At 70.5% G+C, this 11,649-nt stretch carries 13 protein-coding genes, 1 tRNA gene and 2 riboswitches; of the genes, 8 read left to right on the top strand and 6 right to left on the bottom strand.

Features of this window, described 5'->3' with window-relative positions; translation table 11 throughout:
• Nucleotides 1-74 precede the first annotated feature (74 nt).
• The gene (locus ACFSKW_RS34180; protein ID WP_379576887.1) at nt 75-584 is read left to right on the top strand and encodes a hypothetical protein; all 510 of its coding nucleotides are present in this window, start codon (nt 75-77) and stop codon (nt 582-584) included.
• A gap of 162 nt (nt 585-746) precedes the next feature.
• A complete protein-coding gene (locus ACFSKW_RS34185) occupies nt 747-1,196 on the top strand; it encodes a VOC family protein (RefSeq protein WP_379576889.1) in 450 nt (149 codons plus the stop codon).
• A gap of 162 nt (nt 1,197-1,358) precedes the next feature.
• Here ACFSKW_RS34185 and ACFSKW_RS34190 read toward each other — a convergent pair whose 3' ends face one another.
• The 5 genes from ACFSKW_RS34190 to ACFSKW_RS34210 all read right to left on the bottom strand — a co-directional run bounded on the left by ACFSKW_RS34190 (nt 1,359) and on the right by ACFSKW_RS34210 (nt 7,408).
• Nucleotides 1,359-1,919 carry a hypothetical protein gene (locus tag ACFSKW_RS34190; RefSeq protein ID WP_379576890.1) on the bottom strand — a complete coding sequence of 187 codons (561 nt, stop codon included), beginning with the start codon at nt 1,917-1,919 and terminating at the stop codon, nt 1,359-1,361.
• Nucleotides 1,920-2,073: 154 nt separating this feature from the next.
• On the bottom strand, nt 2,074-5,193 hold the full coding sequence (locus tag ACFSKW_RS34195) for a M28 family peptidase (protein ID WP_379576892.1): 3,120 nt from the start codon (nt 5,191-5,193) through the stop codon (nt 2,074-2,076).
• 95 nt (nt 5,194-5,288) lie between these two features.
• The gene (locus ACFSKW_RS34200; protein WP_379576894.1) at nt 5,289-6,239 is read right to left on the bottom strand and encodes a LysR family transcriptional regulator; all 951 of its coding nucleotides are present in this window, start codon (nt 6,237-6,239) and stop codon (nt 5,289-5,291) included.
• A 66-nt stretch (nt 6,240-6,305) separates the two neighbouring features.
• A complete protein-coding gene (locus ACFSKW_RS34205; protein ID WP_379576896.1) occupies nt 6,306-6,800 on the bottom strand; it encodes a hypothetical protein in 495 nt (164 codons plus the stop codon).
• Nucleotides 6,800-7,408 carry a DUF6286 domain-containing protein gene (locus tag ACFSKW_RS34210; RefSeq protein WP_379576897.1) on the bottom strand — a complete coding sequence of 203 codons (609 nt, stop codon included), beginning with the start codon at nt 7,406-7,408 and terminating at the stop codon, nt 6,800-6,802. The genes ACFSKW_RS34205 and ACFSKW_RS34210 overlap by 1 nt, the downstream gene beginning before the upstream one ends.
• 100 nt (nt 7,409-7,508) lie before the next feature.
• Between ACFSKW_RS34210 and ACFSKW_RS34215 the strand changes: the two genes are divergently transcribed.
• Complete coding sequence (locus ACFSKW_RS34215) at nt 7,509-8,696, top strand: amino acid deaminase/aldolase (protein ID WP_379576898.1); 1,188 nt, start codon at nt 7,509-7,511, stop codon at nt 8,694-8,696.
• Between the two features lies 1 nt (nt 8,697).
• Here ACFSKW_RS34215 and ACFSKW_RS34220 read toward each other — a convergent pair whose 3' ends face one another.
• Entirely contained in the window at nt 8,698-9,027 is a 330-nt protein-coding gene (locus ACFSKW_RS34220; protein WP_379576900.1) for a DUF3618 domain-containing protein, read from the bottom strand.
• Nucleotides 9,028-9,134: 107 nt separating this feature from the next.
• Here ACFSKW_RS34220 and bcp point away from each other — a divergent pair, with 107 nt between their 5' ends.
• The 5 genes from bcp to ACFSKW_RS34245 all read left to right on the top strand — a co-directional run.
• Complete coding sequence (bcp, locus tag ACFSKW_RS34225; protein WP_379576901.1) at nt 9,135-9,608, top strand: thioredoxin-dependent thiol peroxidase; 474 nt, start codon at nt 9,135-9,137, stop codon at nt 9,606-9,608.
• 79 nt (nt 9,609-9,687) lie between these two features.
• A tRNA-Leu gene (locus ACFSKW_RS34230) sits at nt 9,688-9,771 on the top strand.
• 49 nt (nt 9,772-9,820) lie between these two features.
• A riboswitch (glycine riboswitch) is annotated at nt 9,821-9,918 on the top strand.
• A riboswitch (glycine riboswitch) is annotated at nt 9,919-10,014 on the top strand.
• Nucleotides 10,015-10,047: 33 nt separating this feature from the next.
• Nucleotides 10,048-11,133, top strand: coding sequence for a glycine cleavage system aminomethyltransferase GcvT (gcvT, locus tag ACFSKW_RS34235; protein ID WP_379576903.1), 1,086 nt, complete (start codon nt 10,048-10,050; stop codon nt 11,131-11,133).
• A complete protein-coding gene (gcvH, locus tag ACFSKW_RS34240; protein ID WP_379576904.1) occupies nt 11,130-11,519 on the top strand; it encodes a glycine cleavage system protein GcvH in 390 nt (129 codons plus the stop codon). The genes gcvT and gcvH overlap by 4 nt, the downstream gene beginning before the upstream one ends.
• A gap of 57 nt (nt 11,520-11,576) precedes the next feature.
• Nucleotides 11,577-11,649: serine dehydratase beta chain (locus ACFSKW_RS34245; protein ID WP_379576925.1), on the top strand; the 73-nt coding region annotated here is incomplete at its 3' end.

Below are 11,649 nucleotides of genomic sequence, written 5' to 3' on the forward strand. Positions count from 1 at the left end.
TTACGCGCTATTTATAGGGCGTCGGGCATTGTCATCTCTGGGAGCGCCCTCTGGGCGAGTAAAGGGAGATCGTGATGGCGGATCATGATCACGCCGCAGGGCCGCGCGGTGAAGAGGAAGCATCGCGCGGCCCGGACCCTGAGAGCGCCCCATCACCACCTTCGGGCCCGCCCTCGGAACCGCCGTCCGGCCCTCCGCAGAATGGCCCCGTCTTCGGACCGCCGCCACCTCCGCGCGAAACCTTCGCGACGTTCGTCCGGCAGCGGCACGCCCAGATCATCGGCGCGGGGCTCATCGGACTGCTGATCGGCGGCCTTCTCGGCGGCGGTGCGGTCGCGATCCTGTTCAGGGTCGCCGACCACGGCGACCGGCACCGCGTGTCCCACTGGGAGGGACCCGGCCGGTACGGCATGCAGCCGCCCGCCGACTGCTGGTACACCCCTGACGGCGGCACGGCCTGCGCGCCCCCGTACCGGTACAGGTATCCCCGGCAGGCGCCCGTGCAGCCCATGCCGCCCGTCCCCACGATGTCCCTGCCGCCGAGGACCGGCCTCCCCACTCCGGTGCCGTCGCCGACGGGCTGACCGGCTACCCCGTTTTCCGCACGTGAGGTCGTTTGAAGATCATCGGGTGGCTGTGGTGATCGTCGTCGCGGTATGACGTGGCCGGCGAGACAGCGTGCGCCGCAGTCGCGGGGCATGCGCAGGCCGAGCAAATTGTCGGATGGGTCCGGCAGGATGGCTGCCATGGTTTCTTATCAGCTGGTCATCGACTGTGCGGCACCCGAGCGGATGGCCCGGTTCTGGGCGGGCGCGCTGCGGTACACGGTGGAGCCGCCGCCGGGTGGATTCGACACATGGCGGGATTACTGGCGCAGTCTCGGAGTGCCGGAGGACGAGCTGGGCGAGGGGGACGGCAGCGACAGCATCGTCGATCCCGAGGGGTACGGGCCGAGGATCTGGTTCCAGCAGGTGCCTGAGGGCAAGGTGGTCAAGAACCGGTTCCACCTGGATGTGAAGGTGGGCGGCAAGCGGGAGGACGTACCGCTGGAGACCCGGAAAGCGCGGGTGGACGCCGAGGTGGAGCGGCTTGTCCAGGCGGGGGCGTCCGTTGTGCGGGTGCTGTCGCAGCCCGGGGTTGATCACTATGCGGTGGCGATGACGGATCCCGAGCAGAACGAGTTCGACGTGGTCTAGCGCCGATTTCCGCACGTCGTCACGGCTATCCCGCGTCTCCGCATCCCTCGCCCCCCGCCGCACTTTCTGCCTGGGTCCTTCTGGAAGAGAGGCTTGGGTGGAAGAGAAGGACGGGGCGTGGACGCGGTACCAGGGACGAAGCGGCACGTGCGGAAAACGGGGCTAGCCGCACACCCCGGTGGGGCGGCCGGAGGTGTCCAGGTCGACGCCGACGGGCCTCTCGCCGGGGACGCGCGCCTCGACCCTGTTCCTCCCCGCCCACCGGACGAGGTGAAGTTCGTCCCGCGTGAGGTCGAGGTCGGGACAGCCGAGCGACCACTCGCGGCTGAGCAGGCCCGCGCCGTCGCGGACGCTGAGCGCCATGCTGCTCTCGAACAGGCCGCTCTGCTCCCGCACGATCAGGGTGAGCGTGCCCGGCCCCTTCACGGATGCCACCTCGTAGGAGGTGAAGACCGACCAGCGGATCCCGTAGCCCATCCAGCCGAGCATGCCCGCGATCGTCGCGATCACGACGGCGGCCCGCGCCCATGGCGTCGGCCTGACCAGCTCGCGCACGCCCAGGCCGCCGAGGAGGAGAGCGGCGAGACCGAACAGGACGGGGTGGTCGAGGGTGTCGTTGAGCAGGACCAGTTCGGTGTCGGCGGTCCTGGTGACGACGACCGTGGCGGCGAGTGTGAGGGCCGGGACGAGGTACGCCAGGGAAAGGAGGGGCCTGCGGGGCATGGGGGATATGGTGCCCGATTTATCCGGTAATGGCGATTTCTGGATGACGTGACGGCGGCCCGCCGGAGTCCCGCTGGAGGAGGCGTGAACGACGGACGGCCACCGGTGACCCCGGTGGCCGTCCGCCCGCTTGCCGTACCCGCTGAGAAAGGGCCTAGATGGGCAGCCAGAGCGCCGGCACGTTCGGCGGCTCCCATCCCGGCAGCGAGGTGTGGCTGATCCTGCAGCGGTACCTGACGCCCTGGTAGACGACCACGTCACCCACCGTGTACGGCGTCCACGCGGCCCACGTGGTCTCCCCGTCGCCGCCGACCGTCAGCGTGAAGCGGGCCGAGTGGTCGGCGCTGGCGCCGTCGGCTTCGATGGTGATCGGGTACGCCCCCGGCGCCGTACCCGAGGCCGTGGCGAGCGTCACCGTCGCGGTCTGGCCCGAGGTGATCGTCTGCGGGCTGATGGTGACGCTCACCCCGCCGGGCGCGCCGGCCGCCGAGAGCGTGACGCTCTGCTGGCCGCCCGAGGTGACCTGCGTGCTGAGCGTCGCCGTGGCGGTCTGTCCCGGCTGGACGGTCGCCGACGACGGGTTCAGCGTCACCGAGTAGTCGTCGGCCGCGGTGCCGCCGACGGCGAGCTTCCACAACACGTACGCCGCGGCGTCCGCGTTGCGGTCGAGCGCCGTGGTGTTGACGTTCGCCGGGTAGGTGTCGCACGCGGAGTGGTAGCAGCGGTCGAACGCCTGGCCTGAGGTGCCGCCCCACTTGGCCGCCTGGGCGGCCGACTTGATCGCCTCGGCGCCGGTGAAGACGCCCCCGACCCTGACGCCCGCGTTCTTGAACGGGGCGTGGTCACTGCGGCCGTCGCCCGCCGTCTCGATCTCGGTCTGCACGTTGATGGAGGCGTAGTAGTCGTTGAACAGCCGCTGCAACTGCGGGTCGTCGTCGTAGACGAAGTAGCCAGGGTTGGGCGAGCCGGTCATGTCGAAGTTCAGGTAGGCCTCGATCCCGGACACGCCGCTGGTCTGCACGTAGTGCTGCGAGCCGCGCAGGCCCAGCTCCTCGGCGCCCCACCAGGCGAAGCGCACGTGCTTGGTCAGGGTGGGGTTGCGGCCCGCGAGCGTGAGCGCGAGCTCGAGCATCGAGGAGGAACCCGAGCCGTTGTCGTTGAGTCCGGGTCCCGCGCTGACGCTGTCGAGGTGGCTGCCCAGCATGACGACCTGGTTGCCGGGGCCGCCGGGCCAGTCGGCGATCAGGTTCTGGTGGGTGGCGCCGCCGTAGGTGAAGTTCTGGACCTGGGTGGTGTAGCCGGCGGCGTCGAGCTTGCCCTTGATGTAGGTGAGCGCGGAGATGTATCCCGTGCTCGGCGAGGGGCGCGGGCCGATGCTCTGCAGCTGGCTCAGGTGCGCGGTGATGTTGGCGACCGGGATGTCGGGCGTGCCGGGGTCGGGCGGCGTGCCGACGGTCAGCGAGAACGCCGCCTGCCTGTCGACCTCCGTGCCGTCGGCCAGGACGCTGACGGAGTGGGTGCCGACCGGGGTGCCCGAGGAGGTGGACAGGGTCAGCGTGGCGCTCTGGCCTGCGGTGATGGTGGCGGGGGAGAAGCTCGCCGTCACGCCCGACGGCAGGGTGCCGGTGCCGAGGGTGATCGACTGTGCGGTTCCGATCGCGGTCGTCCGCACGGTCGTGGACGCCTGCCGGCCTGGCTGGACCGTGCGCGAGGCCGGATCGAGCGCCACCGTGAAGTCGCTGCCCTGCTGGCAGGTCGGCTCCCCGGTCTGCTGCGGCACGCTGACGCCTGACCAGGCCTCCTTGACGACGTTGAACTCGACGCAGCTGCCCGGGTAGAGGGTCTTGGCCGCGTTGAGCGTGGCGACGCGCGCCTTGGCGTGGGTCCACGGCTGGGTCTTGGTGTTCAGGGCGCTCATGAAGATCTCGCCGGCCTTGCGGATGCCGATGCCGGTGATCGCCTGGCCGTTGTCGCATCTGGAGCTGGCCGGCTTGCCCTGCGGGTTGGTGCCGTCCGCCACCAGGTAGAACCAGTGGTTCTGCGGTCCTGCGCCCGCGTGCACCTCGGGGGCGGGCAGGCGGAAGCAGTTGGGGTGACCGAGCGCCGAAGGATTGTACATGTTGCGGATCGGGCCCGAGCCGCTCAGGTTGACCTCCTCGCCCACCAGGTAGTCCGGCGGGTCGAGGTTGGCGGGCTCGTTGACGTAGTGCTCGGTCAGCGCGCCGAAGATGTCGCCGGTCGACTCGTTGAGCCCGCCGGTCTCGTTGCCGCTGCCCGGGCCGCCCGGCGTGGTGTGGAAGATGCCGTGGCCGAACTCGTGGCCGACCACGTCCATCGCGGTGAGCTGCTGGGTGCCCGCGGAGTTGCGGCCGAAGGTGGTGTAGGAGCCCGTCCAGTAGGCGTTCACCTCGGCCAGCCCGACACGCGCGGGGAAGCCGCCGCCGCGGCCGTCGATCCCCTGGCGGCCCAGCCAGTCGCGCAGCATGTCCCATTCCTTCTGGACCGCGAACAGCGCGTCGACGCAGGCGGTCTCCAGGTTGGTCCCTGTGCCGTTGCCCCAGCTGTCGTCGGTGCCGGTGTAGGCCTGGCCGTTCTGCCCCCCGCACTGGATGCCGCGCCTGCCGGGGTCGACCATGGAGTACGAGGGCGAGGTGGCGATCTGCACGGGGTTGCCGTTGTAGTAGCTGTTACCGGTGCCCGCGCGCACCTCGTCCCACTCGTCGACGATCGTTCCGGTGACGGCGTCGACGTAGACGTGCAGCTTGCTCGGCGCCTTGGCGGTCAGCCCTTCGACGACCACCTCCCATGCGAGGCGGGGGCGCTCGCCCGCCGCGTGGATCGACAGGGTCGGCGTGCCGACGGCGGACACCGTGGGCACGCGCTTGCGGGCGGTCAGCGCGGCCTGCCCCGCGCTGACGGTGGCGGCGTCGGGGACGGCGAGCCTGGCCCGCTGGCCGGTGGTGACCTGCTGGACGACCTGGCCGGACTCGTCGGTGGCGACGACGACGTCGCCGCCGTAGACGGGCAGGCCCGCGTGAGTGCGGGCGTAGGTGAGGTACTGCAGGCCGCGCACGCCGCCGACCGAGGAGACGAGCGTGAAGTCGTCGTCGGGGGTCGCGAAGAGGGCCTCGCTGTTGGCCAGGAGGGCGCTCTGGGCGGCGGAGACGGCGTTGCGGCGTTCCGCGGGGGTGGGCGGATCCGCCGCCGCGGTCGTGGTCATGACCAGTGCCAACGCGAGCGTGGCGGCGGCACCCAGCCGGAGGGTGGGTTTCACTCTCGTGCTCCTCGGGGGGTCTAGGGCGGGAGTTGCCCCAAGTTGACCGCGAGAGTAAAAGCCTTAGTAACCCAACATTTTCCTATAATTTTGCGTTATATCCGCCCGTGTCGCTTCAGCCAGGCCTGATACGCCGGCGCGCGCCGCGCCTCGCTCCAGTAGGTCTTGGTCACCGTCTGCACCAGGTCGTCGGCCAGCGGCGCCAGCGGACCCTTCTCGTGCCATCCCAGCAGGTGCCGGAAGCGCAGCGGGGCGCCGCGCAGCGGCCTGATCGTGATGCCGTCCCTCGCGGGCGCGGTCGCCTGGAACAGCCCGACGCACCTGCCCTCGCCGATCAGGTCGAGCGCCACCTCCAGGTTCACCCCGTAGGCGACCCGCTGCGTGAAGCCGTGCTCGGCGCAGGTCGTCAGCATGTGCTCGCGCGGCCCCGACTCCAGCAGCGCGGGCTGCGCCCAGTCCTCTCCCGCCAGGTCGCGCAGCTCGACCTCCTCGGCCCCCGCCAGGCGGTGGCGGGAGGAGAGCCCGACGAACAGCGGTTCGGTGGCGATCACCGCGTACCGCGTGCCCCGCGGAGCGACCAGTTCGTGCCCCGGATAGTCGTCGAGGGTGGCCAACTCGATCCGCTCGCTCTCCAGCAGCCCGGGCAGCGGGTCCAACGTCGCCTCGGTGCGCAGGCTGACCTCCGCGCCTGGAAGCAGCCGATCCAGGCTGCGGGCCAGGTAGATGGCCAGCCGGGTCGGCGCGCACCCGACCCTGATCCGCAGCGGCCCGCCGGGCGGCGTGGCGTAGCGGGCGGCGTCGCGCCGCAGCTCGTCGAAGGCGGGCAGCAGCGAGCGCGAGCGCGTCAGCAGCCACTCGCCTCGCGGGGTGGGGCTCACACCGTCGTGCGAGCGGTCGAACAGCGGGCCGCCCACCATCCGCTCGATCCTGCGCAGCTGCGCGGCGATGCCGGGTTGCGACATGCCCAGGGTCGCGGCCGCCTTGGAGATGCTTCCCGTGTCCGCTATGGCGCACAGCACCCGCAGGTGACGAACCTCAAGGTCCACACCGCGAGCTTAAAAGTAAAGAAGCTTTCCAGTAAGGCCCAATCAGGTGGCGGCCACGGGGGCACGTCAGCGACGGACGTGCACGCGGACGATCGCGCCCATGTCGTCCTCGCCGATGTCGCGGCGGACCCTGCCGACGATCTCGCGGTCGAGCTTGGTCACCACCGCGCCCACGTCGGCGGTGATGGGGCAGGTCACCGCCAGCCGCAGCCGGTCCTCACCCACCACCCGCACGCTGGTACGGCTGATCCCGTCCACGTCCTTCAACCCCACGCAGAGCAGGGCCGTACCCGTGCCCGACCGGTTGCCGAGCCTGCCCCAGCCGAGCGCCATGAACAGCCACCGGGTGGCCAGCATGGCGGCCAGCACCAGCGCGAGCGCCAGCCCCCACGAGATCAAGGGGTGCGCGGCGACGAAGCCGTCGAGGTCGGCCTCCATGACCTTGGTGTTCCTGCCCTTGCCGAGCTCGCCGCCGCCGCGCAGGTAGGCGTAGACGCCCGCGCCCAGCAGCACCGCGCCGACCACGCCGAGACCGATCCTGTTGCCGGAGTACTGCCGCATCAGAGCCCCCTCCTGCGCAGCCGCACCACGACCTCGCCCGCGCACATCGCGCCGAGCCCGTTCAGCCGCTCGCCGACGGCGGCGCCGGTCCTGCGCAGCATCTCGCCTGACCGCTCGGCGTCGGAGACGACGGCGACCTCGATCAGGCGGCGGCGCAGCCGCACGCGCACGCTGCGCACCCCGTCGACGTCCTCGGCCACGGACTTGAGCGTCCTGCGCAACCCCGTCCTGGTGATGGCCATGACGATCTTCGGGTCGGCGGTCTCCAGCGCCACCAGCCTGCACCTGCCCGGCACCAGGGCGAGCCCCAGCAGGGCCAGGCCCGTGGCGGCCACCCCCAGCGCTCCCAGCATCAGAGCGGGGTCGGACCATGGGGTCGCGGCCGCCATGGCGACCACCTCGTCGACCGGCACGAGTCCGAGCCTGCCGCCCATCAGCGTGGCCAGGATCTCGGCCGACACCAGCGCCAGCCCGGCCGACAGCGTGAAGGCCACCGCCACGCCCGCGGGGGTACGCGCAGGTCTGAGCACTCTGGCCGCCCTGCGGCGGGGCGTCTCACGCTCGCCCAGAGCGGCTCCGCCAGGCAGGCGCTCCTGGAGTGTTGTCATCACACCGACCAGAGGTACAGGGACCCGCCAGGCCATAAAGCCTTCCCCGCCGCCGGTTTACGGGATCTTTGCCGACGAAAATCGGTATTACCCTGCTTCTATGGACGACCGCCAGCGCTACGACAGGGCCACCGCCGAGTTCGAGCCGCCCTTCGCGATCCTCGATCTGGAGGCGTTGCGCGCCAATGCGGAGAGCCTCGTCCGCCGGGCCGGCGGCAAGCCGATCAGGGTGGCGAGCAAGTCCGTCCGCTCGCGCCCGATCCTGGAGCGCATCCTCGCCATGGACGGCTTCCGCGGCGTCATGGCCTTCACCCTGCCCGAGGCCTTGTGGCTGGTCTCGCACGGCTTCACCGACGTGCTGGTCGCCTACCCCACCGCCGACAGGGCGGCGCTGGCCGCGCTGGCGGCCTCCGAGGAGGCGGCGCGGGAGATCACTCTCATGGTCGACTCCGTCGAGCACCTCGACTTCATCGAGTCGGCGATCCATGACGCCGGTTCCGTCCTGCGGCTCTGCCTCGACCTCGACGCCGGGTACGTCGCCTTCGGCGGGCGGTTCCGCGCCGGCGCGCTGCGCTCGCCGGTCCGTGAGCCCGTCCACGCCGCCGACCTGGCCGCCGAGATCGCCAAGCGGCCCGCCTTCCGCCTGGTCGGCCTCATGGCCTACGAGGCGCAGATCGCGGGCGTGGGCGACGACCCGCCGGGCAACGCGGCCTTCGCCCGCGTCATCAGGCTGATGCAGGCCCGCTCGGCCCGCGAGCTGATCGTACGGCGCGGCCGCGTCGTCAACGCCGTCAGGCAGCTGGCCGAGCTGGAGTTCGTCAACGGCGGCGGCACCGGCAGCGTCGATCGCACGGTCAGGGAGAAGGCCGTCACCGAGTGCGCGGCAGGCTCGGGCTTCTTCCACCCCCGGCTCTTCGACTTCTACCGCGGCTTCAGCGGTCGCCCCGCGGCGCTGTTCGCGCTGCCCGTCGTCCGGCGTCCGGCGCTCGGTGTGGTGACGGTGCTCGGCGGCGGTTACCTCGCCTCGGGGGCGCCCGGCCCCTCGCGGCTGCCCCAGCCGTACCTGCCGGCCGGGTTGCGCTACTCCAGCGACGAGGGCGCGGGCGAGGTGCAGACCCCGCTGCTCGGCCAGCCCGCCGAGGACCTGCGGGTCGGCGACAGGGTGTGGTTCCGCCACGCCAAGGCGGGTGAGCTGTGCGAGCGCTTCGCCACGCTGCTGCTGATCGAGGGCGACAAGGTCGTCGAGGAGGTCCCGACCTACAGGGGCGAGGGCAAGACCTTCCTCTGACTCACCTCCTGCGGCGCCTGCCGCGCCACAGGATGATCGCCGCGCCCACCACCAGCACCGCGCCCACGGCGATCAGCGCGGTGCCGATCGGCCGCTCGTCCTCCCACACGTCCTCGGGCTCGTCGCCGAAACGCACCGGCTTGGGTGTGACCCCCACGAGGTCGCCGACCGACGCCACGAAATGCTCGGCCCTTGACTTGACCTCCTCCACGCCCCGCTGGGCCACCCGCTTGGGGCTGACCCTGTCGGCGATGGCGTCGACGGTCTGCGCGAGCTCGGCGCGCGTCTGGGCGATCTTGCGCTCCAGCTCATCAGGGTCGGTGTCGGCCATGGCTCTCCTCTCTCAGGGTGATCAGTCTGTCAGGTCGCGTCGCCGTACGGCACAGCGGGCGAAGGCCGAGGGCGAAATGTGTCCCGCCGATTGGTTAGGTTGAGCCCGTGACCGAAACCAAGCTCCAGCCGGGAGACGCCGCTCCGGACTTCACGCTACCCGTGGCCGGCGGCGACGCCGTCTCCCTCGACGCCTACCGCGGCAAGCGCGTCATCCTGTACTTCTACCCCGCCGCGATGACGCCCGGATGCACCAAGCAGGCGTGCGACTTCCGCGACAACCTCGGCCAGTTGACCGACGAGGGCTTCGTCGTGCTCGGCGTGTCGAAGGACAAGACGGACAAGCTGGTGAAGTTCGCCGAGCGTGACGTGCTGACCTTCCCGCTGCTGTCGGATGTCGACCTGGAGGTCCACAAGGCCTACGGCGCGTACGGCGCCAAGAAGCTGTACGGCAAGGAGGTCGTCGGCGTGATCCGCTCGACGTTCGTCATCGACGCCGACGGGAAGATCGAGCAGGCCCTCTACAACGTGAAGGCCACGGGGCACGTGGCGGGCCTGAAGAAGAAGCTGGGGCTGGCCTGACGTCTTCGATCAAGCTCGCGGGCTTGATCGCAAACGAGTGTCTCCGCCCCTGCCCGGGCGCTAAGCTGATGGCGGATGCGCGGGCGTGGCGAAATAGGCATACGCGGCAGGTTTAGGTCCTGTTGGTGGAGACACTGTGGGGGTTCGAGTCCCCCCGCCCGCACCTTTCCCTTGGCGGGCCAATCCGTACTACTCTTGCCTACAGACACCGATGAACCCACGCGGGAGAGCGTCCTGGCATCCGGCCAGGAACCCTGAAGGAGCAAGCCCTCCCCGCGAACCTCTCAAGGCAAAGGACCGCGCGGGCCAGGTGACCTCTGGAAAGCAGGCCTGCGGGGCCTCGCCGAAGGTGAAAGTCCGGCAAACCCGGGCGAAGCTCTCAGGCACCGATGACAGAGGGGGAGGATCCTGGCATCCGACCCATTCTGAGGTGCGAACAATGTCCCGACCGACACCGCTGCGCGACGTACACGAGAGTCTCGGTGCGACGCTGACCGACTTCGCCGGCTGGCTCATGCCGCTGCGCTACGGAAGCGAGTCAGCCGAGCACAACGCCGTCCGCGAGCGGGCCGGGCTGTTCGACCTGTCCCACATGGGGGAGATCTTCGTTACCGGGTCGCAGGCGGCCGAGGCGCTCGACTACGCCCTCGTCGGACACCTGTCCGCGCTCGTGCCCGGCCGCGCCCGCTACACGATGATCGTCAACGAGAGCGGCGGCGTGCTCGACGACCTCATCGTCTACCGGCTGGCCGACCAGGAGTTCATGGTCGTCGCCAACGCCTCCAACTACCTCATGGTCGCCGACCGGCTCACCGAGCGCGCCGAGCGGTTCGACGCCGTCGTCGACGACCGCTCCGACCAGTACGCGCTCATCGCCGTCCAGGGCCCGCGCGCCCAGGAGATCCTCTCCGCCCTCACCGACGCCGACCTCGAAGGCCTGAAGTACTACGCGGGCCTGCCCGGCACCGTCGCCGGCGCCGAGGCGCTCATCGCCCGCACCGGCTACACCGGCGAGGACGGCTTCGAGCTGTTCGTCCGCAACGCCGACGCCGTCGCCCTGTGGCACGCGCTGACCAAGGCGGGCGAGCCGTACGGGATCATGCCCGCGGGTCTGTCCAGCCGCGACACGCTCCGCCTCGAAGCCGGCATGCCGCTGTACGGCAACGAGCTCGACGTCTCGCTCACGCCGTTCGACGCGGGGCTCGGCCGCGTGGTGAAGTTCGACAAGCCCGGCGACTTCGTCGGCAGGGCCGCGCTCGAGCCCGCCAAGGACGTTCCGCCGCGCCGCCGCCTCGTCGGCCTGGTCGCGACGGGCCGCAGGGTCCCGCGCCACGGATTCCCTGTCACCAAGGACGGTGCCGTCGTGGGAGAGGTGACCAGCGGCGCCCCGTCGCAGTCCCTCGGCAGGCCCATCGCGATGGCGTACGTGGACACTGGGATAGAAGAAGGTCTGACCGTTGACATCCGGGGCAGTCACGAGGCTGTGGACCTGGTTGAGCTGCCTTTCTACAGGAGGAACAAGTGAGCACCATCCCTGACGACCTGAGCTACACCAAGGAGCACGAGTGGGTCGGCGGCCTCGACGACGGCCTGACCGTGACGGTGGGCATCACCGCCTACGCGGCCGAGGCGCTGGGCGACGTGGTCTACGTGCAGCTCCCCGAGGTCGGGGCGACGTTCGAGGCCGGTGACTCCGTCGGTGAGGTCGAGTCGACCAAGTCCGTGAGCGAGATCTACGCCCCGGTGGCCGGTGAGGTCGTCGAGGTCAACCAGGCCGTGGTGGACAAGCCCGACCTGGTCAACAGCGAGCCGTACGGCGAGGGCTGGATGTTCAGGGTCCGCATGTCCGGCGACCCCGAGGACCTGCTGAGCGCGGAGGAGTACACCGCGCTCACGTCAGGCGACAACTGACACACCCCGCCGGGGTCCTGCCAGGACCCCGGCATTCGCGAGAGTTGGGCTGCATCAATGGCGATCAGCGTCTTCGATCTCTTCAAGATCGGTATCGGTCCGTCGAGTTCGCACACCGGTGGGCCGATGG

Origin of the sequence: Nonomuraea mangrovi (assembly GCF_042681425.1) — a bacterium.
GTDB lineage: Bacteria > Actinomycetota > Actinomycetes > Streptosporangiales > Streptosporangiaceae > Nonomuraea > Nonomuraea mangrovi.